The sequence below is a fragment of the Rhizobium rosettiformans W3 genome, assembly GCF_004912135.1.
Classification (GTDB): Bacteria; Pseudomonadota; Alphaproteobacteria; order Rhizobiales; family Rhizobiaceae; genus Allorhizobium; species Allorhizobium rosettiformans.
The window spans coordinates 153,111-178,160 of sequence record NZ_STGU01000008.1 but is presented as its reverse complement, the minus strand read 5'-3'; the positions used below and the strand labels follow the sequence as shown (position 1 = coordinate 178,160).

Genomic DNA, 25,050 nt, shown 5'->3' with positions numbered 1-25,050 from the left:
GGGTCAGCCGTGGATGCGGGCGCGGGTGCGCTCGATCTGAGCGAGGATGGTGTCGCGCCGCTCGGGGCGAACCATGAATTCCTGCAGGCCCTTCAGGCCGGCCTGGGCGAGATCCGGATCGCTGTCGCGATCATAGAACTGCGCGGTCCCCTTGACGCGCTTCAGGGCCTCGACCGACATCTTGAGGATCGGGTCGTCGCCGATTTCGCAGTCGCTGCGGGCCGGTACATTGCCTTCCGGCATCAGATAGGCCGACAGGTTCTCCGGGCGGTAGAAGTAGGCGAGGAATTCGCGTGCGGCATCCTTGTTCTTCGCACCTGACGGCATATGGATCGAATCCACCGAGAAGTCTTCGAACTGCTCCATACCCGGCTTGATTTCGGGGAAGGGTGCAAACCGCACCTGCGACAGGTCTTCTGCCGGGAAGGCATATTTGATGAAGTTGCCGAGATCCATCATGGCGGCCTTCTTCTGCACGAGTGCGGCGGCTGCCGGATCCCATGAGAAGGAGGTGTGATTGGGCGTGAAGAGGTCTGCCTTGATCAGCGCTTCCCAGCGATCGAAGATCTCCTTCAGGGAGGCGTCAGTGTACTGGATCTTGCCGGCCATCAGGTCCATGTGATGGTCGAGACCGTTGATGCGCAGGTTCATGTGGTCGAACCAGCCGCCGCAGGGCCACTGATCCTTGGTGCCGATGCTCATGGGGACGAGGCCGGATGCCTTGGATTTTTCCGCGAGCGTGAAAAAGTCGTCGAATGTCTTCGGCACGGTGAGGCCGAATTCGTCGAAGGTGTCCTGCCGGTAGAACAGGCCCCAGAGGATGCCTCCGGTCGGCAGGCCATACTGCTTGCCGTCAACGGTGACCGAGCCCAGCGTATTGCCGATGACATCGGCATAGTTTTCGCGCGCCACCAGATCGGAAATGTCTTCAAACAGCCCGCGGGTCACGAAGGACCGCATCCGGCTGCCCGAAAACCAGAAGCAGATGTCCGGCGGGCTGGTGACGAGATAGTTGCGGATGGCCGTCTTGTGTGCCTCGTGGTCCATGTTGTTGACCGAGACAGTGACGCCCGCTTCCTTGCCGAACGCTGCGGCGATCGCTTCCAGCGCCTTTCGCTGGTCGACATCCCCACGGTTGGAGATGATGGTCAGTTCGCGGGTCTGCCCGATGGCAGGCGTCGACAGGGCCGATGCAGCGATCGCCGAACCCGTGGACGCCAAAAAGTGGCGACGCGACATTTCGAAAGGCTTGTTCGTAAACTTCATGATGTTGCTCCTCCATCGGTTTTCCCAAGTGCCGACGGTGGCAAGAAGCCACATGAGACAGCCAGCGTCAACAATTAATTTAATAAATAAAATAACAAGTCGATTGCGGCCTGTTTGCGCGCACTGCCGTTGGACGCTCGCATCTGTGATGCAGTCTTTTACCCGCCTGATTGCTGTGCATGCTCGCATCAGCAACGACATCAGCGGGCGGCGCCTTGATGACTGCTGGACCAGTTCGGCCCGCCAGTCGAAACTGGTTTGGAGCGCTGCGGCCCCGTCCCGGGTCCCGCGTCAAGCTTCTTCTTCTCACAAGTATTTGCACTCCGCTGTGTGAAACCTGCGGGTCGGGGGAGCCGTTGACGCCCCGAGGCATTGGTTGACCTTGCGCCCGAAGGCCCCGCCAACGGGCGTGCCGAAAGCTCAGCCGAGTGTCGCTTCGAGTGAGATTTGACCTCCCATCTGCGTGCCCAACACGCGTGAAAATCTCAACTCGCTTGTCAACACGAACAGGAGAATTCCGCCGACATGTCCAATTCGCTCAAGACCATCAATCCGTTCACCGAGGAAGATCTCAAGACCTATCCCCACATGTCCGATGCCGAGGCCATGGCCGTTGTCGCAGCCAGCCATACGGCCTTTCTCGACTGGCGGCTGAAAAGCCTGGAAGAGCGGGCCGAGGTGATCGCCGCCATCGGGGCCGAGATGCGCAAGTCCAAGGAGGACTTCGCCCAGCTCATGACGGACGAGGTGGGCAAGCTGCTGAAGGACAGTCGGAGCGAAGTCGATCTGTGTGCCGCGATCTGCGATTACACCGCCAAGATCGGCCCGGATGCTCTGGCTGACGAAGAGCGCGAGATCGAGGGCGGAAAGGGTTATGTCACGCATTCGCCTATCGGTGTCGTCTACGGGATCCAGCCATGGAATTTTCCGGCCTATCAGGCGGTGCGCTATTCGATTGCGAGTTTGATGGCGGGCAATGGCGTGCTGCTCAAGCATGCCGAAGCCTGCACCGGCAGTGGCCTGTTCCTGCGCGACCTCTATGAGCGCGCCGGCCTGCCGAAGGGCTTGTTCGGCGTGCTCCTGATCTCGCATGACCAGTCCGACAAGATCATCGAGGATGAACGCATTCGTGGCGTGACGCTCACCGGCAGCGACAGAGCCGGCCGGGCCGTCGGCGCGAAAGCCGCGGAACTGGTGAAGAAAACCGTTCTCGAGCTCGGTTCCAACGATGCTTATCTGGTGCTGGATGACGCCGATCTCGATCTTGCGGTCAAAACCTGCGTACAGGGCCGCATCTACAACAACGGCCAGACCTGCGTGAACGCCAAGCGGTTCATCGTGACGGAGAAGAATTGCGACGCCTTCGTCGAGGCTTATGCCGAGGCCTTCCGCTCCATCAAGCTTGGCGATCCGAAAGCCGATGACACGCAGCTCGGTCCGATGGTGACCAAGAAGCAGCGCGACGAGCTGCACCAACAGGTCAAGGACAGCATCGAAAAAGGCGCGCGACTGGTCGTCGGTGGAGAGGTCCCGGAGCGTGAAGGCTGGTTCTATCCGGCGACGGTGCTCGCCGATGTCGCACCCGGCCAGCCGGCCTATGAGGATGAGCTGTTCGGTCCCGCTGCCGCAATCATCCGTGCGAAGGATGATATGGACGCCCTGCGGATTGCCAACAGCAGCCGCTACGGTCTCGGTGGAGGCATCTTCAGCCGCGATGTCGAGCGGGCGCGCAAGCTGGCAGCCGACTATTTCGATACCGGCATGGTGTTCATCAATACCTTCAATGTGGCCTATCCAAGCATGCCGTTTGGCGGCGTGAAGACGTCGGGCTACGGGCGGGAACACGGTCCAGAAGGGTTGAAGGAGTTCGTGAACGTGAAGTCGATCCGCATCGGCTAAGGGCAACCAGATGGAAGGAGCAGGCCGTCGCGGGCGGCCTGCTGCCATATCCCGTGACGGCAACGCAAATATTTGCAGTCACTCCTGTCGCCAGATGGCTACTCTCCCCTTTTAATCCTGTATCGGTTTATCAAGTTTTCATTGCGCATCCGATCTTGTCGTAATATTGGCGATCAAAGGCCGGTACAGGCGTTGTCGGCCGGATAAAGCTCGCGGCCAGTCCGGCCAGAACAAGGCGATTGTGCGTGGTGCAGCGATCGGAAAGAGGCACGGGGTTTCCGGGTGATTGGCCGCCCATGAGCAGGAGGCACTGCGCTTGCCTGCCATTCTGAACGCGATTTTTGCCGCCCACCGGCGCTCTCTGTTGTGGACAGTCATGCGGATCGTGCGCGATCCCCAGACGGCGGAAGATCTGGCGCAGGAGACTTATCTGCGTGCCCGCAAGGCGGTCGAGAGTGGTCGGGTCGAGCATCTCGAGGGATTTCTCCATCAGACGGCCCGCAACCTTGCGCTTGATCACCTGCGGCGACGCAGAACGCGCGAAGCGGCGGAGGTGGAGGGCCTGGATGAGACCTTTCTGGCCGCCGTTTCTGCCGACATTCCCTCGATCGAGCAGGCATTGATCGAGAGGCAGACGTTCGGCGCGTTCCAGACCGCGCTTGCTACCCTACCGAAGCGCGCCCAGACGGTGCTGGTGCTCAGCCGCATCGAAGAATGGACGAATGCTCGCATCGCAGACCATCTCGGCATCTCTGAACGAACGGTGTTCAATGATCTCAAACTCGCCATGGCCCATTGCCGTGATGCCCTGGCACGTCTGGACGGGAAGTGAGAAACAGGATGCGTTCTTCGACCGTCTCGACCAAACGCGCTACAGAGGGAGCCAGGCGGTCCGTCTCCGCGACGAATTTTGCCGGGTTTGATGTGCTTATGCGTCAAGGTATCAGGAGCCCGCAAACACACTGCGAATGGATCGGCTAAGTGGGACATCAGGGCGCGCAGGACATGGACCGGACGGTCACCGACTTCAATCATGCCGATCCTGTTGCGGATCAGGCTTTGGACTGGTTCGTGCGGCTACGTGACGGCAAGCAGAATGCGGCGACACACGCCGATTTTCTCGCTTGGCTGGCGAAGGATCCGCGTCATGAAGAGGAATTCCGGGGGCTTGAGATCCTATGGAACTCGAAACCGTTCCTCGATGCGTTGAAAGCGCTGCCTGTCGCCAAGCCCGAGGTTAGGCGACCGAGGGGCGGTCGCTGGTCGATGCGTGCCGCTGCGCTGGCCGCGTCAGTTCTGGTTGCTGCGGGGATCTGGCAGTATCCGGCGCTCGTGGTCGCGCTCCAGGCAGATTATGTCACTGCGACTGGCGCACAGAGGCGGGTTCCGTTGCCGGACGGCTCCACTCTCTTGCTGAACACCGACACCGCCGTGGCGCTCGATTTCGATGCAGGTCGGCGTCATGTCCGCCTGCTGCGCGGCGAGGCCTTCTTCGATGTGGTGCATGATCCCGCCCATCCCTTCACGGTCAGCGGCCGCTATGGCGAGGTGACAGTGCTGGGCACCGCATTTGCGGTCAGGACCGGCCCTGGTGAAGACGAGGTCGTGCTGGAGCGAGGCCGCGTGCAGGTCCTCTGTCTTTGCGAGCGCAAGGACAAGGCCGTGCTTGCGCCCGGCCAAGCTGTCAGCGTCACTGCGTCCGCCGTGTCTTCCGTTCATGCGGCCGATCCCTCTGCGACACTCGCTTGGCGCGAGGGCAGGATCATCTTTGAAGATGCGCTTCTTGGCGATGTTCTGGAAGAACTGGGTCGCTATCATCGAGGAGCAATCCTCGTTGCGGATGAGCGGGTGAACCAGATGAGGGTCACCGGCAACTATCGGCTTGATGATGTCGACGGTGCGGTTCGGACCCTTGCCGATGCGGCAGGCGTCGGATTCTACCGCGTTCCGGGCGGCCTTATAATCCTTCGATAATTTATCAACTTTTTTTGCCGGTTTTGGAACTCTGCTGCGTCCTTGCTGACAGAGGGGTCGGAAACGCCTGATGCGCGGACGACTCCATGTCTTGAATGAGGGTAGCAAGAGTATGGCAAGGGGCACTGATCCACGCGTTGGGACAATCACGGGCGAGCGTCGTCGCCGGAGGACGAGGGTGCTTCTCGCATCCAGCATGCTGGCCTGCATGGCCGGGTTTGCTCCGGGTGCTGCTGACGCGCAGACCCAGACCGTCGCCGGTGCCACGGAGACCATCAATTTCCAGATCCCGGCCCAACCACTCTCGGCAGCGATCAACACCTTCATCCGTCAGAGCGGCTGGCAAATCAGCTATTCGTCGGAACTTGCCGCCGGCAAGACCTCGACGGCCGTATCCGGCAGCATGACTCCTGTCGCTGCCTTGCAGCAGATCGTGCGGGGCACCGGGATTGCGGTGAGGGTCAGCGGCGCAGGATCGGCGGCTCTCGTCGGTCCGCAGGCAGCGGACGCTGGCGGTGTGGCCGCAGATGGCTCGACCGTTCTGGATACGATTACGGTTCAGGGGCAGGGCGGCAGCACAACGGAGGGGACCGGCTCTTACACAACTGGGCAGATGAACACGGCGACCGGTTTGCCGCTTTCCATCCGCCAGACGCCGCAGTCTGTATCTGTGGTGACGCGTCAGCGGATGGAGGATCAGGCAAGCAACTCGCTGCAGGACGTTCTGGAAACCTCCAGTGGAATTTCCATCCAGAAGTATGACAGTGACCGGACCGAATATCTGGCGCGTGGCTTCACCGTTGGAGAGTTCCAGTATGATGGCGTGGTTATCCAGAACGAAGGCGTTTATGACTTCGGTCTGACCAATCCCGATACGGCGATCTATGACAGGGTCGAAATCGTGAAGGGGGCTAACGGGCTGCTGCAAGGGGCAGGAAGTCCTGGTGCCGCCGTCAATCTCGTGAGAAAGAAGCCGACTGACACATTCCAAGCATCCGTCACGGGCACTGCGGGATCCTGGAATACCTACCGCACAGAGGCTGACGTTTCGGGGCCTCTCAATCCGGACGGGTCGCTGCGCGGTCGCCTTGTCGGCTCGTTCGAGGATGCCGAATCCTACCTCGATCACTACGAGAAGAAGTCTTTCAGTCTCTACGGCATTCTGGAAGCCGATATCACCGACAACACGACGCTGTCTCTTGGGGCCGATTATCAGCAGAGTCGGCCTCGCGGGACGAGCTGGACAGGGCTGCCAATGTTCTTCAGTGACGGCAGCCGGACGGATTTCGACGTCTCGACCAATCCGGCGACAGACTGGAGTAGGCGCGACACCTTCACCAACAATTTCTTTGTCACCCTGGACCATGAGTTCGACAATGGATGGCAAGCCGACCTCACCTACAACCATCGCCGTAACGGGCATGACAGTGTGTTGGGTTCCGCGGGCAGTGGCTATCCGGATCCGGTGACAGGGGCAGGGGTGTATCAGTATGTGGGCAAGTATTCCGGCCGGCTGACCCAAGATACTGTCGACGCGAAGTTGTCCGGGCCCATCGAGCTTTTCGGTCGCGAGCACGATCTGATGTTCGGCGCCACGGCCTCGCACAAGACCACCAAGGGCCCGCTGTATGGCTATGGCGGCGTCAATTACGATCCCGCAGTTCCCGACTTCTTCACCTGGGACGGCAATACGGATGAGCCTGATTTCGATCTGACGGGGCGATACGAGAACAGCCTGACGCAGTACGGTGCGTATGCCGCGACGAGGCTGCGGCCGACCGACGATCTCTCCTTCATTCTGGGCAGCCGTGTCAGCTGGTATGATTACGACGACCAAGGATCTTACGACAACGCGACTGGGACCTGGAGTGGCGCCAGCCAGTACACGACAAATGGCAAGATCACCCCGTATCTTGGGGTGGTTTACGACCTGAATTCAAACTGGTCCGTCTATGCGAGTTACACCGGCATCTTCAAGCCGCAGGGTAATCAGGACGTGAATGGAGCCTATCTCGATCCTGAAGAAGGTCATAGCTATGAAGCTGGCGTGAAGGCCGAACTGTTTGACGGCAGGCTGAATACCAGTGCTGCGGTCTTCATGATCAAGCAGGACAATCTGGCCGAGACTGCTGGATACGACCCGGTCCTGGGCCAGAACTACTACGAGGCTGTCGACGGCGTCACGACGAAGGGTTTCGAAATCGAGGCTTCCGGCGAAATCATGCCCGACTGGAACCTCTATGCGGGCTACACCTACGCCCACGCCCGCAAGGCGGATGGCGAAAGGGTCTATTCTTTCATCCAGACGTCTGCTCCGGAAAATGTCGTGAAGCTCTATACGACCTACACGCTGCCCGGCGAATGGGACAAGCTGACCATTGGCGGCGGTGTGCGGTGGCAGGACAAGATCTACGGCTACGTCTGGAGCCCGGCGAATGTCTATGAGGACGTTTCTCAGAAGAACGTGTTTCTCATCGATCTGATGGCGAAATACAAGCTGAACGAGAAGGTCGATATAACCTTCAACGTGAAAAACCTGCTGAACGAAAAATACTATGTCGGGCTCGGCAACTTCGACACCGGTTACTACGGCGAGCCGCGCAGCTTCAGCGTTTCGACGAAGTTCAAGTTCTGATCGTGCGCCTGATGACGCGACGTGCCTTGACGATGAGCGCGGCGGCAATGCTTTTGTCGCCGAGCTTCGCGCGCGCCAATGACGACAGCTATCCACGGATCGTCGATCACGCCTTCGGGCGGACCGAATTGCCCTTTGCGCCGCGGCGGCTTGTCACAATCGGATACGGCGACGAGGCGCCGTTTCTGGCACTTGGGCACAAGCCGGTCGCCATCGTCTATTCCGGCATGTTTGCAAGCGGCATGACGCCTTGGTGCGAGGAGAAGTTCGGCACCTCAAAGCCGGTGCTGCTCGATGGCAGCATGATCGACTTCGAAGAGATCGCGCGTCTTGATCCGGACGTCATTGTCGGAGTCTTTTCGCAACTCGATGCCGGGTCATACGCGAGGCTGAGCCGGATCGCTCCCACGATCGCCTATAGGAGCGGGCCTTACAGGGCGAGCTGGAAGGAACAGACGGAAATCGCGGGTGCGGTTCTGGCCTTGGACGAGAAGGCGAGGCAGCTCGTCGTGGAGACGGACCGGCTTCTCAACGGATATGGTGACGTCTATCCGGGTCTCAAGGGCAGGAGCTTCACCTTTGGCTCCTATTTCGCCGGCAGCAGCCGAATCGTCATTTATCTGCCTGGAGAGACGCGCGTCGACTGGATGATCGGGATTGGGATGAAGCCGTCGGCCGGTGTTCAGCGGCTTGCCGCGGCATCCAGCCGTCAGACATCGGCGGATGCGAGTCTTGAAGATCTCGAGAGCGTTGCCGGCGACCTCCTTGTCATGTGGTACGAGCCTGGAGCCCGTGCTGCCTTGGAAGGCCAGCGCCTATTTCAGATGTTCTCGCCCGTTCGTGAAAGCCGATATGTCGGGCTCGATGACCCCTCGGAGATCTGGGCTGCGTCGTGGCCGAGTGTTCTCTCCATCCCCTATGCATTTCCGAAGATTCTCAGGCGCATGGAAACCGCCGCCGTAAGGGAGGTGCGCTGAAAATGCACGCGAACGCGCATGCTCTCTCTGGCGCCGAGGATCACGATCACGAAGCCTATGTGGAGGACAATTTCCTTGCTTCCGTGGTGTCGATCGGCCGTCTGACACCGTCGATGATCCGTGTGGTGTTGAAGCTGGATGGCGGGGAGCGGCTCTTGCCAAGCGGCCATCCGGACGAGTGGGTGCGCCTCGCGGTGCCGGCAGATGATGCAACGCCAGTGGTGCTGCCGGTGCTCGGCGACAATGGCCGGTGGGAGATGCCGGAGGGGGCGGATTATGCGCCGAACCGGCCCTATACGGTGCGCCGCTGGAATGCCCTGACCTGCGAGATGGTGCTCGACATGGTGGTGCATGAGGGCGGGGTTGCGGCCAGTTGGGCAATGGCGGCCAAGGTCGGCGATATCGTCGGCATCTGCAATCCGGAAGGCAGGTTCTGGCTGCCGAAGGGCAGCCGGTGGCTGTTGATGCTGACGGATATCACCGGCTTGCCCGCCGTCGGCCGTGTGTTGGAGGAATTGCCTCAAGGCTTCCGCGCGGTGGTGCACGTGGAGATCCCGTCGGATGCCGATCGTCAGGAGATCGGAGAGCTGATCAAGACGGTGGCGGATGTGGAGGTGACCTGGCACGCCTGCCACGGACTGCGCCCGGAGCGGCCGGGCTATACGGAGCTTTCGCGCATCGCGCGCGCAATCACCACGCTGCCGGAGGGGCCGGGCTATATCTATATCGCCGGCGAAGCCAGAGCGGTTTCGGAGTGCCGCAAGCATTTCCGCGATGCGCTCGGTTTTGACAAGCGCCGCATCGATGCGGTCGGCTACTGGATCGAAGGGCAGGCCAGAGTTTGAACGAAGCGCTTTCCATCAAGGCCGGCGAGAAAGCGCCTGCCGTGAGGGCCGGGCTTGCTGCGCGTATGGCCGGGATTGTCTTCGGTCTTGGCCTTCTGGTGGCCCTGTCGATCACCAGCCTTCTCATCGGGGTGCGGCCTGTCGCTCTCTCAACTACCTTCGACGCCCTGTTTGCCTTTGACGGCAATTCGGTCGACCATATCGTGATTGTCGATTCCCGCCTGCCGCGCACGCTGCTTTCGCTTCTGTGCGGGATGGCCTTCGGGGTGTCGGGCGCGCTGATCCAGGTGGCGACCCGCAATCCTCTGGCGGATCCGGGCATTCTCGGCGTCAATGCCGGGGCGGCTTTCTTCGTGACGCTTGCCGTCGGACTGCTGGGTTTGCACTCGGTCAACGCCTACCTTTGGTTCGCGCTTCTCGGGGCCATGCTGGTGACGCTCGCGGTCTATGGGCTCGGAACGGCGGGTGGGGGATTGACCGGGAGCGATCGCGCAACCCCGGTGCGTCTGGTGCTTGCGGGTGTGGCGCTGTCGGCGGTGCTGGGCGGCATCGGCTCCTCGATCACTCTGTTGAACCCGCAGGCCTTCGATGCCATGCGCCAGTGGTCGGTCGGATCGGTGGCCGGGCGCGACATGGATGTCGTTTTTGCCGTCGCCCCCTTTATCGGCCTTGGCCTGGTCATCGCGCTCATGACCGCTCGTTCGCTCAATGCCGTGGCACTTGGTGAGGATCTCGCCCGCGCGCTCGGGGCAAGCCTTGTGCGCACGCGCATCCTGACGCTGGTTGCCGTGACACTTCTGGCTGGTGCGGGAACTGCCGCCTGCGGCCCGATCGGCTTTGTCGGTCTGATGGTGCCGCATGTGGTGCGCTGGTTCACCGGGCCGGACCAGCGGTGGATTGTTCCCATGACGATGATCTACTCCGCGGCGCTGATGCTGGCAGCCGATATTGCCGGGCGGCTCGTGCTCTCTCCGGGTGAGCTGGAGGCGGGCGTGGTCACCGCCTTCCTCGGCGCGCCCGTGCTGATCGCGCTGGCACGGCGCAGACAGGTGAGTGGGCTATGAAAGCGCCATCCTCGCATCCTTCTCAGACCCTCGATTCCGGTCGCTCCTCGCTTGTGCTGCGCCTGCGATCTGGCCGCCTGTCATTGCGGCTGGACGGTCGCACACTCATCCTGACGCTGGTGCTGCTGGGGCTCATTGCGTCACTTGCCGCGCTGTCGCTCCTTAGCGGAAAATACCCCATTGCGCCGTCGCAAGTGCTCTGGGCGCTTGCCGGGCGGGGCGAGGACATGGTGCGCATGATCGTGGTGGAATGGCGTCTGCCGCGCGTGGCGCTGGCCATCCTGCTGGGGGCGGCACTCGGCACAAGCGGGGCAATCTTCCAGAGCCTGACGCGCAATCCGCTGGGCTCACCGGATATCATCGGCTTCTCGGCGGGCTCCTATACCGGCGCGCTCCTGGTGATCCTCATGGCCTCCGGGGGATATTACGAGACAGCGCTTGGCGCGCTGGTGGGCGGCATCGTGACGGCCGCCGCCGTCTATCTGCTGGCCTGGCGGCAGGGCGTGCAGGGCTTTCGGCTCATCATCGTCGGTATCGGTGTTGCTGCCATGCTCTCGGCCTTCAATGCTTGGATGATCCGCGAGGCGGATCTTCAGGTTGCCATGGCCGCTGCGATCTGGGGGGCGGGTTCGCTGAACGGACTTGGGACCGAGCAACTCCGGCCTGTCGCGCTGGCGCTTTGTCTTCTTTTGCCGCTGACGCTGCTTCTCTCCCGCCCGATGCGTCAGCTTGAGCTGGGGGAGGAGATCGCCTGTGCCTCCGGTGTCAATGCAGGGCGTACTCGACTGTTGCTGATGGTGCTCGGCGTGGCACTGACGGCGCTTGTCACAGCCACCGCGGGACCGATTTCCTTCATAGCACTCTGCGCCCCGCAGATTGCCCGCCGCTTGACCCGCTCTGCAGGTGTTGCGCTCCTCTTCTCAGGCCTGACAGGGGGGCTGCTGTTGCTTGCCGCAGACTGGGCTGCCCAACATGCGCTGGGCCAGCAGCTTCCGGTCGGCGTGATGACGGTCAGCATCGGCGGGTTCTACTTCCTCTTTCTTCTCATTCGCGAGGGTCGCAAATGACCAATCCCTTATCCGTCTCCGACCGCCTGTACGCCGACACCATCACCCTGCGATACGACGAGCGCACCATCTCGCGAGAACTCTCGGTTGCCATTCCCGACGGGGCTTTCACCGTCATCGTCGGGCCGAATGCCTGCGGAAAATCCACCCTGCTGCGCGCGCTGTCGCGCTTGCTCGCTCCCGCCGCGGGCCAGGTGATCCTCGATGGACGGAGCCTCCGTGATCTGCCGCCGAAAGAGCTTGCGCGCCGCCTTGGCCTTCTGCCGCAGTCCTCCAGCGCACCGGAGGGCATAACGGTGGCGGATCTGGTGGCGCGGGGGCGCTACCCACACCAGTCCTTCCTGCGCCAATGGTCGAAGGCGGATGAGGAGGCGGTGATCAGGGCGATGGAAGCAACGCGGGTTGCAGAGCTCTCCGGGCGGCTGATGCACGAGCTTTCCGGCGGGCAGCGGCAGCGTGTCTGGATTGCCATGGTCCTGGCGCAGGAGACGCCGATCCTGCTGCTCGACGAGCCGACCACGTTCCTCGATATCGCCCACCAGATCGAACTGATGGAACTGCTTGCCGATCTTAACGCTGCAGGCCGAACGATCGTTGCCGTGCTTCATGATCTCAACCAAGCCTGCCGCTACGCCACGCATCTGATCGCCATGAAGAATGGCGCGGTCCTTGCGGAAGGCCAACCGTCTTCGATCGTCACGGAACAGCTGGTCGAGGAGGTGTTCGGCCTCGCCTCGGTCATCATCCGCGATCCGGTCGCCGGCTCGCCGCTGATTGTGCCAAGGGGACGCGCCATGTCGGCTGATACCTCTGTGGATCGGTGTCTCGACAAGGAGAGGACGGCGTCATGAAGGACCTCCTGACGCGGTTTGCTGCATACTACCGTCCCCATGGCCGCCTGTTTTTCCTCGACTTCTCCTCCGCCGTTGCCGCCGGATTGCTGGAGCTGGCATTTCCCGTGGCGGTGACGATCTTCATCGACAGGCTGCTCCCTACGAACGAGCTTGGCCTGATCGTGCTGGCGTCGCTCGGCCTGCTCCTCATTTACGTCGTCAACGCCGGGCTCCAGGTCATCGTGACCTATTGGGGACACATGCTTGGGCTGAGGATCGAGACCGAGATGCGCCGCAAGGCCTTCGATCATCTTCAGAAACTCTCTTTCGGTTTCTTCGACAATCAGAAGACCGGGCATCTGGTGGCGCGGCTCACGAAGGATCTGGAAGAGATCGGGGAGGTGGCCCATCACGGGCCTGAGGATCTGTTCATCGCCATCATGACACTGGTCGGTGCCCTGGCTTTGATGCTGTGGGTGCATGTGCCGCTGGCGCTCGTCACGGCAATCCTCGTGCCTGTCACGGCCATTCTCACGACCGTCTATGGGCAGAGGATGACGCAGACCTGGCACGCACTTTATGGCCGCGTGGCCGAGTTCAACGCCCGCGTCGAGGAGAATGTCGGCGGCATTCGGGTCGTTCAGGCTTTCGCCAACGAGGATCACGAACGGGCGCTGTTTGCGCAGAACAATCAAAATTATCTATCGACGAAGCTTCAGGCCTACAGTGTGATGGCGGCGTCAATGTCGCTTTCCTATCTGTCGATGCGCTTCGTGCAGGTTGTCGTGATGCTGGCAGGCGCATGGTTCGTGGTGCGCGGGGACCTGACAGCCGGAGGTTTCGTCGGCTTCCTGTTGCTGCTCAACGTCTTCTTCAGCCCGATCGAGAAGATCAACTCGATCATTGAGACCTATCCCAAAGGTCTCGCCGGTTTTCAGCGCTATTGTGAGTTTCTTGATACGAGGCCGGATATCGCGGATGCCGAGGCTGCGAAAACGGTCGCACGCCTGGACGGGGCAATCGTCTATCGCAATGTCAGTTTCGGCTACCAGGCTGAAAAGCCTGTTCTGACGCAGCTGAATCTGACGATCAAGGCGGGGGAGACGGTTGCCTTTGTCGGTTCGTCGGGTGCCGGCAAGACGACGGTTTGCTCGCTCCTGCCGCGCTTCTACGAGGTGACGGAAGGCGCGATCCTGATCGACGGGATCGACGTTCGTGACATGACCTTGAAGTCGCTGCGATCGAATATCGGGATCGTTGCTCAGGATGTTTTCCTGTTCGCTGGCACAATCCGCGAGAACATCGCCTACGGCCGTCTCGAAGCCACGGAAGCGGAGATATTGGAGGCGGCCCGTCGTGCGCAATTGGACAGCCTCATCACCTCGCTCCCGGCAGGCCTTGATACTGTTATAGGAGAGCGGGGAGTAAAGCTTTCTGGAGGTCAGAAACAGCGACTGGCCATTGCACGCATCTTTCTAAAGAACCCGCCTATCCTGATCCTCGATGAGGCGACGTCGGCGCTCGACACTGAAACGGAACGTGCGATCCAGCAGTCCCTCGCAGAGTTAGCGAAAGGGCGCACGACGCTCGTCGTGGCACACCGTCTCGCCACCGTTGCCCATGCGGATCGGGTCGTGGTTATCGAGAAAGGGCGCATTGCCGAGCAGGGACATCCCCTCGAACTCCTCGATCTCCGGGACGGGCGATATCGGTACCTGCACGATTTGCATGCGGGAAGCGTTGCGCGTCAGTGACCTCAAGGTCGGGGAGCGACCAGAGCGCCTCGCCTTCATTATCGTTGGCGGAGCCTTCGTCTGGCTCATCGGATAGTCCTACGGGGAAGAGGCTCCCAAAGGGGCGATGGAACTTTCAGCGGCGGGTTGCTGTTGATCGCTCTCATCACCTGGAGAAATATCGATGATCACCGGACGACAGATCGCTGCGGCTCGCGTGCTGCTTGGCCTGACGCAGGAGGAGCTTGCTCGACGGGCAAAGCTAGCGGCGGAGGCATTGCAGTCGATCGAAACCGGCGGCAACGATGGCGATGAGGCAGCCCTCACTGCGCTCAGATCCCCTCTGGAAGATGCGGGGATCAGCTTCATCGACGAGCGAGCGACCAGCGCTGCCGGCGGTGTCGGTATCCGGCTTTCAGTGCCTTCAACGACCACCGTCGATACGGATAGCCAAGAGACTGTGCAATATCCCGAAATGGCCGAGAACGGGCCGTTCGGTGCAGGCGGGTGATCTAAGTTGTTGCTGACTTCGATCGCAGCCGCCTGAGCGGGCGACTCAACCCGGATGGGTTGCCGTCGCGGCCGAAGTGTCCTCACGCAGGGACAGAATGCTGTCCCGGGCGATGCCGGCGAGTTCGACGAGTTCGTCGACGTCGTTGAAGCCGCTCATCACGAGATCGGTCACGACCCTGCGCACGTCCTCCGAGCTGTCGTCGAGTCTGTCCAATGCGATCTGAATAATGGTGTCGTCGGTATGATGCAGCACGGCACGCTCCTGACACGGTTTCCAGCAATAAGCCCAAAAAAGGTCGCTCTGTCCAACCCTGTTTTTTCAAGGGTTATTTTCCCGTCTGTGGAGCCGCAGAAGTTGGCGAGATCACCGTCAGTATGAAGGGTTCGACGATGGAGCTGGTGCGTAAGTCGCGACTTATTCTGATCCTCTCACTGCAGTTCAAGATGGAACAATTCGCGTTTTCGCACTTTCACACTGCTTCTGGTGCCATCCGACCGGAGGAGATTGTCTATCGAGCCGCGTGATCGGCAGGTGGCGCTTCGAAAGGCCGGGTGGCGGGGTAACTGACTTGCGGGGGGCATAGCCTATGGATTTCATCACCGGCTTTTTCGGGCTGATCGAGGACCTGACCTGGGGATGGGCACTCATTCCCATTCTGGTTGTTTTCGGTGTCTTCATCACCGTGATGAGCGGCTTCGTTCAGATCGAATACTTCACCCGCATGTTCCGCGTGCTGTCTTCGAAGAACCAGAGTGGCGATCCGAACGCGATCAGCGCCCGTGAGGCACTTCTCGTCTCGGTCGGCGGTCGTGTTGGTGGTGGTAACATTGCCGGTGTTGCGGTTGCCATCACGCTGGGTGGCCCCGGTGCGGTGTTCTGGATGTGGGCGGTTGCGCTGATCGGCATGGCGACCAGTCTGGTGGAGGCGACGCTTGCGCAGCTGTACAAGCGCTCCAACGGCGACGGCACCTATCGGGGCGGACCGGCCAGCTACATCATCTACGGCCTTGGCGCCAAATATCGGTGGCTGGCGATTGTCTATGCCATCTGCCTGATGCTTGCCTTTGCCTTCGGCTTCAATGCTTTCCAGGGCAATACGTTTGCGGGCGCCGTCAATGACAGTCTGGGTGTCGACCGGTTGTGGAGCGGTATCCTGCTTGCGATCATCACGGGCTTCATCGTCTATGGCGGCATTCGACGCATTGCGAAGGTTGCCGATGTGATCATTCCGATCATGGCCTTCATCTATATCGGTCTGGCGCTGCTGGTGATTGCGTCCAACATCACCGCCGTGCCCGGCGTGATCTGGTCGATCATCGCCAATGCCTTCGGGCTGGAAGAGGCCGTCGCCGGTGGCTTCGGCGCCGCCCTCGCACAGGGGCTGCGTCGCGGTCTCTTCTCCAACGAGGCGGGTCTCGGTTCTGCCCCCAATGTCGCGGCGACCGCCGATGTTCGCCATCCGGTCAGCCAGGGCATCACCCAGTCGTTCTCGGTCTTTGTCGACACGATCATCATCTGCTCCTGCACCGCCTTCATCATCCTGCTCAGCCCCGTCTATCAGCCGGGCGTGGAAGGCGTGGATGGCGTGGTGCTGACCCAGCAGTCGCTGGTCAGCCAGGTCGGCAATTGGGCGCAATACTTTCTGACATTCGCGATCCTGCTCTTTGCCTTCAGCTCGATCATCTACAACTATTATCTCGGCGAGACCGCGCTGAAGGTCATGACGTCGAAGGTGGGCGCCCTGCATGCGCTGCGTCTCGCCATCGTCGTCGTCGTCTTCCTCGGGGCCACCGCTCCGGGTGCGACAGCGGTCTTCTTCTTCTCCGACCCGCTGATGGGGCTGCTCGCGGTGGTCAACCTGATGGCGATCATCATGTTGTTCCCCGTAGCGCTGCGCATCCTCGACGACTTCCGTGCCCAGTTGAAGGCTGGCGTGGCGCGGCCCGTCTTCCAGCCGACGGCATTTCCGGAGCTCGATCTCGATCATGCCGCCTGGCCTCATGCACGCAATACCGTGGCCGCAGGGGATGGCGAACTTGCCAAAGCTTGAGCATCGGGATGATGGCTGCCGGAAGCGCGTCGGAGAGCGCCCGGTCGGGACCGTTGCGGCTCTGACGCGCATGAGGGACGCACCATGCTAGAAGAAATCTGGGCGACACTCGTCAGTGAGTTCTCGGATCTGCCGGATGCGTCGACCATCGTTCGCGTGACTGTCCGTGTGGCGATCGCAGCAGTGCTCGGCGGTATTCTGGGATATGAGCGCGAGCGCAAGGGGCGAAGTGCCGGTGTGCGAACCCATATGCTGGTAGCGGTGGGTGCCGCGCTCTTCGTCATCGGTCCCCAGCAGGCGGGGATGGCGATCGGCGATCTCTCGCGTGTCCTGCAGGGCGTTGTTCAGGGGATCGGTTTTCTCGGCGCCGGCGCCATTCTGGTTCGCTCGGCGCAGCGTCAGGTCGAAGGTCTCACCACCGCCGCCAATATCTGGGCGACGGCCGCGATCGGTGTGATCGCTGGCCTCGGGCTCGAGGCGACGGCCATCCTTTCCACCTTTGTCGTCTATCTGATCCTGGCCGCCGTTCCCTTCATCCTGCCGAAGGCCTCAGAGCCTGTCCGTGAACCGGAAAAGCCGCTGAAGTAGCTCCGTCAGGTTTTAAACAGATGGTGCTACCGGCTCGGCTGTCAGCGTGGCCGCCGTGTCACGTCCCCGAATGGCTTTCGAAGAGCCAGGTCATGAATTGCTGCAGCGCCTGGCTCTGTCGGCGCTTTGCTGGCACGAGAACGTAATAGCCGCCTTTCGGCACCAGCGAGGCATCCCCCAGTCTGACCAAACGGTTCTGGTCGATCAGGTCACCGACGAGGCGGTTCCAGCCAAGCGTGATGCCCTGGCCGTTCAGGGTGGCGTAGATGGCCTCGGTGTAGAAGCTGCAGCGCATGCCTTTCAGCCGGCCGGTGGTGGTGACGCCGAAATGGCTCAGCCATTCGATCCACCCGATCCACATCGGGTCATCGGCTTCGTGTGAAATGAGCGGCTTACGGATCAGGTCTTCCGGCGGCAGATCCGGATCGAGCGACAGCGCGAATTCCGGGCTGCAGACCGGGAAGACGAGATCGTCGAACAGCTTTTCCGCCTGAACATTGGGCCAGTTGCCCTCGCCGAAGCGAATGGCGACATCCACGTCGCCCTGATCGAGAGCCGGCATGGCATCCTGGCTGACGATCCGCAGCGTCGTGTCCGGATGACGGCGGGAGAATTCCGAGATCCGCGGCAAAAGCCAGAAATGCGAAAAGGCCACCGTGGCCGAGATTGTCAGATCGTCATTGCTCCCCTGGCGGAGATCCGAGGCGGCATCGGCGATCAAGCCGAAGGCGTTGCTGGTCGCTGCGGCGAGTGCCTGGCCCTGCGCAGTCAAGGTCACCTTGCGATGCAGGCGGTTGAACAAAGGCAAGCCGAAGTCTTCTTCCAGAGCATGGATCTGGCGGCTGACCGCAGCCTGCGTCACCCCCAATTCCTCCGCCGCTCTGGTGAAGCTCAATAGCCGTGCCGCGGCTTCGAACGCCATCAGGGCGGTCATTGGCGGAAGCTGTCGTCGCAAGCTCTTCATGTCGATCTCCCGAGGTCAAAGTCGCATGACTTCAGGTAATGTCAAGCTGACCTATTTGTGCAGTTGAATACCCCTTTCTCTCTGCCATGATCGGCATATCCTCAGATAAGGGTGTGTTATGCTCAACCGGTTCGCCTCCCCCATTTCCTCGCTTCTCGACGCACGTGCTGACGGCCATTCGCTGCCCGCGGGTCTCTACACGCGCGATGATGTCTTCGAAGCCGATCTCGACGTCTTCTTCATGCGGCACTGGATCTATGTCGGCCTCGAATGCGAAGTGCCCGAGGCAGGCGATGCCGTCGTGATCGATATCGGCAAAATCAGCGTCATCCTTCTGCGTGACGACGAGAACGAGATCCGCGTGGTCCGAAACGTCTGTCGTCATCGCGGCGCCCGCATCCTCGACGCTGGCCCGACGGTCGTCTCGAAGCTGGTCTGTCCCTATCATCAGTGGACCTACGAGCTCGATGGTGCACTCTCCTATGCGCCGCATATGGGCAAGGATTTCGACAAGAGCTGCCGCAGCCTGAAGCCGGTCCAGTTCAAGTCGATCGGCGGGCTGATCTATATCTGTCTGGCCGACGAGGCGCCCAAGGATATCGAGACCCTCGACGAAGTGATGCGCGCGCGTCTCGCGCCCTACGATCTGCGCAATGCGAAGGTCGCCCATCAGGTCGATGTCATCGAAGAGGGCAACTGGAAGCTCACGATGGAAAACAATCGCGAGTGTTACCACTGCTCGGCCAATCACCCCGAGCTCTGCGTCTCCTTCGTCGATCTGGACTTCGGCTTCGATCCGGAGAGCCTGAGCGCGGAGGATCGGGAACAGGCTGAGGCGCATTTTGCCATTTATGCCGAGCGCACCAAGGCCTGGGAAGCGGACGGTTTTCCATCCGCCACGGTCGAGCAGGTGCGGGACTGCGAGACCAATTTCCGCACCCAGCGGCTGATCATCGCCGGTGCTGGCGAGTCCCAGACAGAGGATGCAACGGCGGCGTCTTCGAAACTTCTCGGGAAGATGACCCGCAAGGATCTGGGCGACACACACCTGTGGGGCCATAACAGCTGGAACCACTTCATGGGCGACCATGCTGTCACGGCCATGGTCATTCCGCTCTCTGCCGACAAGACGCTGGTGCGCACCAAGTGGCTGGTCCACAAGGACGCGGTGGAGGGTGTCGACTATGACCTGCACAAGCTCACGCATGTGTGGATCGAAACCACCAACCAGGATGCCGATCTGGTGGCCCGGTCGCAGGCCGGGGTGAGCGATCCGGCCTATGAGCCGGGCCCCTATTCTCGCTTCAGCGAGCGCGCACTCGACGACTTCGCCACCTGGTACATCGATCGGATGCGCGCCCATGGCTACTGACGGCGAAACCATGTCCCGCCCTGTCGCCAGCGACGTGTGGGATCCCGAAACAGACGACAGACTGGTCTGTCTCGATGTCCACGACGAGACCCACGATGTCAAAAGCTTCACGCTGGCATCGCCGCAGGGCAAGAGGATTGCGTTCAAGGCGGGGCAGTACTTCCTGTTCGAGCCCGGCATCGATGATGAGGAGAATGGCCGCTGTTACAGCATCTCCTCATCTCCCCTGCGCCAGAACGCCGTTACCGTGACCGTCAAACGGGTGGCGGGCGGCAAGGTGTCGAACTGGATGCACGACACTCTGAAAGCCGGCATGGATCTGCGGGCGTCGGGCCCGATGGGCAAGTTCATTCGCCCGGAGGCGGCGAAGTACCTGATGCTTTCGGGCGGCTCCGGGATCACGCCCGTCATGGCGATGGTGCGGGAGATGGCAGACAGGGCCGAACCGGTGGATGTGGTGTTTCTGCATGCCGGCCGCACGCCGCTCGATCTGCTGTTTCGCGAGGAGCTTGTCGTTCTGGCGCGCCGCATGAAGGGGTTGAGGCTCGTTTTCCTGCCGGAGGTGCTGACCGGCGATGCCGCTTGGTCGGGTCTGAGCGGACGGATCTCCAGGGAATTGCTGTCGTTGATGGTGGCGGATATCGCCACGCGGCACGTCCTTTGCTGCGGACCCGCACCGTTCATGGCGGCGGCACGCACGATCTGCGCAGAACTCGGCGTCGGCGCGGATCGGTATCTGGAGGAGAGCTTCGACGCGTCCGTCGTCGATAATCCGGCAGTCGTCGCGGAGGTGCCGGCGGCTGCAGTCAGCTACAAGGTACAGTTTCTGAAGCAGGCTAAAGTGCTCGATGTCGATGCCGGGCAGACTGTGCTGTCCTGCGCGAAGAAAATGGGTGTTCGCATCCCCTCATCCTGCGCCAACGGCATTTGCGGCACGTGCAAGTCGAAGCTCGTCAGTGGTCTCGTCGACATGAAGCACGAAGGCGGGATCCGTCAGCGCGAGATCGATGCCGGCTTCTTCCTGCCCTGTTGTTCCAGGCCTCTGACCGATCTCGTGGTCGATCGATAAGTGCATTCTCCCGGACCACGATCCCGCATCGTGCCTACCTCAACGCCCGCTTAACGCGGGCGTTCTTTTTCGTCGACCGGCTCCCTTGCCGATGGCCGATCGCCTCTGCCGACTACAGATCTTTCACCAGCCGCAGGGCGTCATGGATGGCGGCATGGGTGTTGCGGGCGGCGACTGCATCGCCGATCCGGAACAGCTGGAATGTGCCTTCAGGGTTACGCACCACGCGCTGCGGATTGCCGGCAATGAGATCGTCATAGGAGACTTCCCCGCCGTTGGAGGAGAGCCCCTTCAATTCGAAATAGAGGTCGTCGAGCGGAAGGGTGCCGTTGTTGACGACGACCTGGTCGACGAAGCGGGTTTGATCGATGCCGCCATAGTCGCTGCCGACCTGGGCCGCCAGGCGATTGCCGTCGCGCGTTACGGATTGCAGGCGGAAGGTCACGGTGAAAGTGACGTCCTTCTGTTGCAGCGAGCGCATGTAGGGAACAAGGTTCATGGCCATGACTTCGGGCGCGAAGGAGCGATCCGGTGTCATGATCTCGACCTTCGCGCCGGTCGCGGCGATGATCTCGGCGGCCTGAAGACCCGAATGATCGCCGGCGTCGTCGAAGATGAGCACGTTTGTGCCGGGCTTCACGTCGCCCGAGATGATGTCCCAGGCGGAGACCACAAGCTCGTTTCCTTCCTCCAGCACCTCCGTATGCGCCATGCCGCCCGTGGCGATCACCACGACGTCCGGCTGCTCTGCCAGCACGGTGCCAGCATCCGCCCAGGTGTTGAAGTGAAAGGTGACGCCCAGCTTCTCGCACTGCGCCATGCGCCAGTCGATGATGCTGATCATCTCGCGCCGGCGCGGGCTCTGGGCGGTCAGGCGGATCTGGCCGCCGGGTTTGTCGGCCGCCTCGAAGACAACGACCTCGTGACCGCGCTCGGCCGCGACACGCGCGGCTTCCATGCCGCCGGGGCCGGTGCCGACAATCACGATCTTGCGGCGGCTCTCTGCCTTCGGGATCTCGTGCGGCAGGGACAGTTCACGTCCGGTTACCGCGTTGTGAATGCAGTAGGCCGCGCCACCCTGATAGATGCGGTCGAGACAGTAGTTGGCGCCGACGCAGGGGCGGATGTCTTCCTCGCGCTTCTCCATGATCTTGCGGACGATGTGGGGGTCGGTCATGTGCGCGCGGGTCATGCCGACCATATCCACCTTGCCGGCCGCAATGGCGTGGCGCGCCGTCGCGACGTCGGGGATCTTGGCCGCGTGAAAGGTCGGGAAATTGGTCGCGGCACGGATTTCGCCGGCAAAATCGAGGTGCGGGGAATTGGCCATGCCCTGAATGGGGATGAGGTCCGTCAGCCCGGGGTCGGTGTCGATATGGCCGCGCACGACATTGAGGTAATCGATCAGGCCGCTGTCGCGCAGCAGGCGGGAAATCTCCAATCCTTCCGCCTTGCTCGTGCCGCCCTTCAGCTGTTCGTCGGCCGTGTAGCGCACGCCCAGAATGAAATCCTCGCCCACCCGTTTTCGGATCGCCGAGAAGACGTCGAAACAGAACTTCATGCGGTTTTCCAGCGCGCCGCCATAGGGGCCGTCGAGCTCGTTGGTCAGCGGTGACGCGAACTGATCGATCAGGTGGCCATAGGCTTCGAGTTCAACGCCGTCCATGCCGCCGGCCTTCATGCGCTCGGCCGCGTCGGCGAAGTCCTTGATGATGCGCTCGATATCCCAGTCCTCGATCTTTTTCGGATAGGCGCGGTGCGCCGGCTCGCGAAGATGAGAGGGGGCAACGACCGGCAGCCAGTCTCCCTTGTCCCAGCGGGTCCGTCGGCCAAGATGCGTGAGCTGGATCATGATGGCAGCGCCGGCCTCGTGAACGGCATCGGTCATCTCGCGCACCCAGGGAACGATCTCGTCCTTGTAGGCCAGCAGGTTGTTGAACACCGGCGGGCTGTCCTTCGAGACCGCCGCGGAGCCTGCCGTCATGGTGAGCGCCACGCCGCCCTTTGCGCGCTCCACGGTGTAGGCGCGGTAACGCTCCTTCGGCATGCCGTCTTCCGGATAGGCCGGCTCATGCGAGGTGACGATGATGCGGTTCCTCAGCGTGAGGTGCTTCAGCTGGAAGGGTTGCAGCAGGGGATCGTTGGACATGGCGCGCTCCGTTCGAGGATGCGGCATGCTAAGCTGAAATGTACACCTATGTCAATTTTACGTACGGCCATGTACAATTCACCTGCTGCAGCGTTGCGTCGTTCCGCGTGCTGTTCTAGGACAGGGAGATGGACGAGATCGCGGGCGACACTGGATGGCGTGGTTCAATCGACGGGTGGCTCGAGGCTGCCTATGACGCCTTGCTCGAAGGCGGGGTGGATGCGGTCAAGATCCTGCCGCTCGCCAAACGGCTGAAGCTTTCGCGGACCAGCTTCTACTGGTTCTTCAGGGATCGCGAGGAACTGCTGGCGGCTTTGATCGCGCGGTGGCGGGACAAGAACACCGGCAATCTGATCCGCCAGGCGGAAGCCTATGCGGAAAGCATCGCGGAAGCGACGCTCAACGTGTTTGATTGCTGGCTCGACAGGGACCTCTTCGACGCCAAATTCGAATTCGCCATCCGGAGCTGGGCGCTGCAATCGGAAGAGATCCTAAGAGAGGTGCAGGCCGCTGACAACGCACGCCTTGCAGCGCTGGGGCGCATGTTCGAACGTTTCGGCCATGAGCCTGTTGCTGCGGATGTCAGAGCCCGGACGCTTTATCTCGTGCAGATCGGCTATATCTCCATGCAGACCGAGGAAGACCTCGATCTGCGATTGAAGCGCATTCCGGAATATGTGGCGATCTTCACGGGCACGGCACCCGAGCCGCGGGAAATGGACCGTTTCCTGGCGCGGCACAAAGCGGGCTGACCAGGATCGGGGCGGCAAGGGACAAGGTATGATCGAGCAAGCCGAACCGTTTCTGCGACAACTCTTCGACCGTGCGGTCGAGGTGGCCGATCCAATGCGGTCACTGAAGGATTTTCTGCCGGAGACGCCAAAGGGCCGGATCATTGTCGTCGGTGCCGGCAAGGCCAGTGCCCGCATGGCGGAAGCCGTCGAGGCGGCCTGGGGACCCTGCGAGGGACTCGTCATCACCCGCTACGGCTATGCAAGACCTTGCCAGGGTATCGAGATCGTCGAGGCGGCTCATCCGGTGCCGGATGCCGCGGGACTGGAGGCGACGGCACGGATGCTGTCCCTCGCAGACAGCGCTCAAGAGGGGGATTTCGTTCTGGCGCTGATTTCGGGCGGCGCGTCGGCCCTGCTCGTGCAACCGGTACCCGGCGTGTCGCTGGCGGAGAAGCAGGCGGTCAATCAGGCACTCCTGGCGTCCGGCGCCCCGATCGACCGCATGAACACGCTGCGCAAGCACTTAAGCCGGGTCAAGGGTGGCCAATTGGCGGCCGCTGCCTGGCCGGCGGACCTGCTGGCATTGATCATTTCCGATGTGCCGGGGGACGATCCAGCCTTTATCGGTTCAGGCCCGACCGTCGGTGATCCATCGACGCCGGCGGATGCGCTGGCGGTGATCGAGCAATGGCAGGTCGAGGTTCCCGCCTCCGTGAAAGACGCGCTCAAGAAAGGCTCAGGCGTTATCGCACCTGACGATCCGCGCCTTTCGCGCACGAAGAACGTGATTTACGCAGCGCCTCGCCAATCGCTCGAGGCTGCGGCGGCTTTGGCCAGGATTGAAGGTTGCGACGTGCGCCTGCTCGGGGATGCGTTGGAGGGCGAGGCGCGGACCGTCGCGGCAGCGCAGGCCCGCGAGGCCATTGCCCTTCAACGCTCCATGCAAGTTGGTGATCCGCCCATCCTGCTCCTGTCCGGCGGCGAGCTGACGGTCACGCGCCGGGGAGATGGCGTCGGCGGGCCGAATGCCGAGTTCTGCCTGGCGCTTGCCATCGCGCTCGGTGGCGCCAAGGGTATCCATGCGCTCGCTTGTGATACGGACGGCGTGGACGGGGCCGCAGAGGTTGCTGGTGCCGTGATCGGGCCTGATACGCTGGAAAAAGCAGCGGCAAGAGGGATCGACCCGCAAGATGCGCTCCAGTGGAACGACGCGCATTCCTTCTTTGCTGAGATCGATGCCCAGGTGGTGACCGGGCCGACCCTCACCAATGTCAACGACTTCCGCGCGATCCTGATCCAGGGCACGGCATGACTGAC

General features: G+C 61.6%; 21 protein-coding genes. 17 read left to right on the top strand and 4 right to left on the bottom strand.

Going from position 1 to position 25,050, the window contains the following annotated elements; translation table 11 throughout:
• Positions 1-3: 3 nt before the first annotated feature.
• Complete coding sequence (locus FAA86_RS15635) at positions 4-1,266, bottom strand: ABC transporter substrate-binding protein (RefSeq protein WP_136542083.1); 1,263 nt, start codon at positions 1,264-1,266, stop codon at positions 4-6.
• A gap of 525 nt (positions 1,267-1,791) precedes the next feature.
• On the opposite strand from FAA86_RS15635, the gene FAA86_RS15630 reads away from it, so the two are divergent.
• The 11 genes from FAA86_RS15630 (at position 1,792) to FAA86_RS15580 (ending at position 14,804) form a co-directional block, all read left to right on the top strand.
• Positions 1,792-3,165 (top strand): NAD-dependent succinate-semialdehyde dehydrogenase, encoded by a 1,374-nt coding sequence (locus FAA86_RS15630; protein WP_136542081.1) that lies wholly within the window; start codon positions 1,792-1,794, stop codon positions 3,163-3,165.
• 376 nt (positions 3,166-3,541) lie between these two features.
• Complete coding sequence (locus FAA86_RS15625; protein WP_374725552.1) at positions 3,542-3,997, top strand: RNA polymerase sigma factor; 456 nt, start codon at positions 3,542-3,544, stop codon at positions 3,995-3,997.
• A 149-nt stretch (positions 3,998-4,146) separates the two neighbouring features.
• The gene (locus tag FAA86_RS15620; RefSeq protein ID WP_136542079.1) at positions 4,147-5,139 is read left to right on the top strand and encodes a FecR family protein; all 993 of its coding nucleotides are present in this window, start codon (positions 4,147-4,149) and stop codon (positions 5,137-5,139) included.
• 178 nt (positions 5,140-5,317) lie between these two features.
• Positions 5,318-7,774: a TonB-dependent siderophore receptor gene (locus FAA86_RS15615; protein WP_205910040.1), complete on the top strand. Its 2,457-nt coding sequence runs from the start codon at positions 5,318-5,320 to the stop codon at positions 7,772-7,774.
• Between the two features lie 11 nt (positions 7,775-7,785).
• On the top strand, positions 7,786-8,751 hold the full coding sequence (locus FAA86_RS15610; RefSeq protein ID WP_136542077.1) for an ABC transporter substrate-binding protein: 966 nt from the start codon (positions 7,786-7,788) through the stop codon (positions 8,749-8,751).
• A 2-nt stretch (positions 8,752-8,753) separates the two neighbouring features.
• On the top strand, positions 8,754-9,596 hold the full coding sequence (locus FAA86_RS15605) for a siderophore-interacting protein (RefSeq protein ID WP_136542075.1): 843 nt from the start codon (positions 8,754-8,756) through the stop codon (positions 9,594-9,596).
• Positions 9,593-10,660 carry a FecCD family ABC transporter permease gene (locus tag FAA86_RS15600; RefSeq protein ID WP_246035102.1) on the top strand — a complete coding sequence of 356 codons (1,068 nt, stop codon included), beginning with the start codon at positions 9,593-9,595 and terminating at the stop codon, positions 10,658-10,660. Before FAA86_RS15605 ends, FAA86_RS15600 begins: the two co-directional genes overlap by 4 nt.
• A complete protein-coding gene (locus tag FAA86_RS15595) occupies positions 10,657-11,727 on the top strand; it encodes a FecCD family ABC transporter permease (RefSeq protein WP_136542073.1) in 1,071 nt (356 codons plus the stop codon). The genes FAA86_RS15600 and FAA86_RS15595 overlap by 4 nt, the downstream gene beginning before the upstream one ends.
• A complete protein-coding gene (locus FAA86_RS15590) occupies positions 11,724-12,578 on the top strand; it encodes an ABC transporter ATP-binding protein (RefSeq protein WP_136542071.1) in 855 nt (284 codons plus the stop codon). Before FAA86_RS15595 ends, FAA86_RS15590 begins: the two co-directional genes overlap by 4 nt.
• Entirely contained in the window at positions 12,575-14,314 is a 1,740-nt protein-coding gene (locus FAA86_RS15585; RefSeq protein ID WP_136542069.1) for an ABC transporter ATP-binding protein, read from the top strand. The genes FAA86_RS15590 and FAA86_RS15585 overlap by 4 nt, the downstream gene beginning before the upstream one ends.
• 163 nt (positions 14,315-14,477) lie before the next feature.
• Positions 14,478-14,804 carry a helix-turn-helix domain-containing protein gene (locus FAA86_RS15580; RefSeq protein ID WP_136542067.1) on the top strand — a complete coding sequence of 109 codons (327 nt, stop codon included), beginning with the start codon at positions 14,478-14,480 and terminating at the stop codon, positions 14,802-14,804.
• Between the two features lie 45 nt (positions 14,805-14,849).
• Here the strand turns inward: FAA86_RS15580 and FAA86_RS15575 are convergent, their stop codons facing one another.
• Complete coding sequence (locus FAA86_RS15575; RefSeq protein WP_136542065.1) at positions 14,850-15,059, bottom strand: hypothetical protein; 210 nt, start codon at positions 15,057-15,059, stop codon at positions 14,850-14,852.
• 334 nt (positions 15,060-15,393) lie between these two features.
• Here FAA86_RS15575 and FAA86_RS15570 point away from each other — a divergent pair, with 334 nt between their 5' ends.
• Together FAA86_RS15570 and FAA86_RS15565 are read left to right on the top strand one after the other, a co-directional pair.
• Positions 15,394-16,857, top strand: a complete 1,464-nt coding sequence (locus FAA86_RS15570) for an alanine/glycine:cation symporter family protein (RefSeq protein WP_136542063.1) — start codon at positions 15,394-15,396, stop codon at positions 16,855-16,857.
• 84 nt (positions 16,858-16,941) lie between these two features.
• Positions 16,942-17,445: an MgtC/SapB family protein gene (locus FAA86_RS15565; protein ID WP_136542061.1), complete on the top strand. Its 504-nt coding sequence runs from the start codon at positions 16,942-16,944 to the stop codon at positions 17,443-17,445.
• A gap of 58 nt (positions 17,446-17,503) precedes the next feature.
• On the opposite strand, the gene FAA86_RS15560 is transcribed toward FAA86_RS15565, so the two are convergent.
• Positions 17,504-18,409 (bottom strand): LysR substrate-binding domain-containing protein, encoded by a 906-nt coding sequence (locus FAA86_RS15560; protein ID WP_136542059.1) that lies wholly within the window; start codon positions 18,407-18,409, stop codon positions 17,504-17,506.
• 118 nt (positions 18,410-18,527) lie between these two features.
• Between FAA86_RS15560 and FAA86_RS15555 the strand changes: the two genes are divergently transcribed.
• On the top strand, positions 18,528-19,781 hold the full coding sequence (locus tag FAA86_RS15555; RefSeq protein ID WP_136542057.1) for an aromatic ring-hydroxylating oxygenase subunit alpha: 1,254 nt from the start codon (positions 18,528-18,530) through the stop codon (positions 19,779-19,781).
• Positions 19,771-20,850: an FAD-binding oxidoreductase gene (locus FAA86_RS15550; RefSeq protein ID WP_136542054.1), complete on the top strand. Its 1,080-nt coding sequence runs from the start codon at positions 19,771-19,773 to the stop codon at positions 20,848-20,850. The genes FAA86_RS15555 and FAA86_RS15550 overlap by 11 nt, the downstream gene beginning before the upstream one ends.
• A gap of 112 nt (positions 20,851-20,962) precedes the next feature.
• On the opposite strand, the gene FAA86_RS15545 is transcribed toward FAA86_RS15550, so the two are convergent.
• The gene (locus tag FAA86_RS15545; protein WP_136542052.1) at positions 20,963-22,999 is read right to left on the bottom strand and encodes an NADH:flavin oxidoreductase; all 2,037 of its coding nucleotides are present in this window, start codon (positions 22,997-22,999) and stop codon (positions 20,963-20,965) included.
• A 128-nt stretch (positions 23,000-23,127) separates the two neighbouring features.
• Between FAA86_RS15545 and FAA86_RS15540 the strand changes: the two genes are divergently transcribed.
• Together FAA86_RS15540 and FAA86_RS15535 are read left to right on the top strand one after the other, a co-directional pair.
• Positions 23,128-23,751, top strand: a complete 624-nt coding sequence (locus FAA86_RS15540) for a TetR/AcrR family transcriptional regulator (RefSeq protein WP_136542050.1) — start codon at positions 23,128-23,130, stop codon at positions 23,749-23,751.
• Between the two features lie 28 nt (positions 23,752-23,779).
• A complete protein-coding gene (locus tag FAA86_RS15535) occupies positions 23,780-25,045 on the top strand; it encodes a glycerate kinase type-2 family protein (RefSeq protein ID WP_136542048.1) in 1,266 nt (421 codons plus the stop codon).
• The last annotated feature ends 5 nt before the right edge of the window (positions 25,046-25,050 follow it).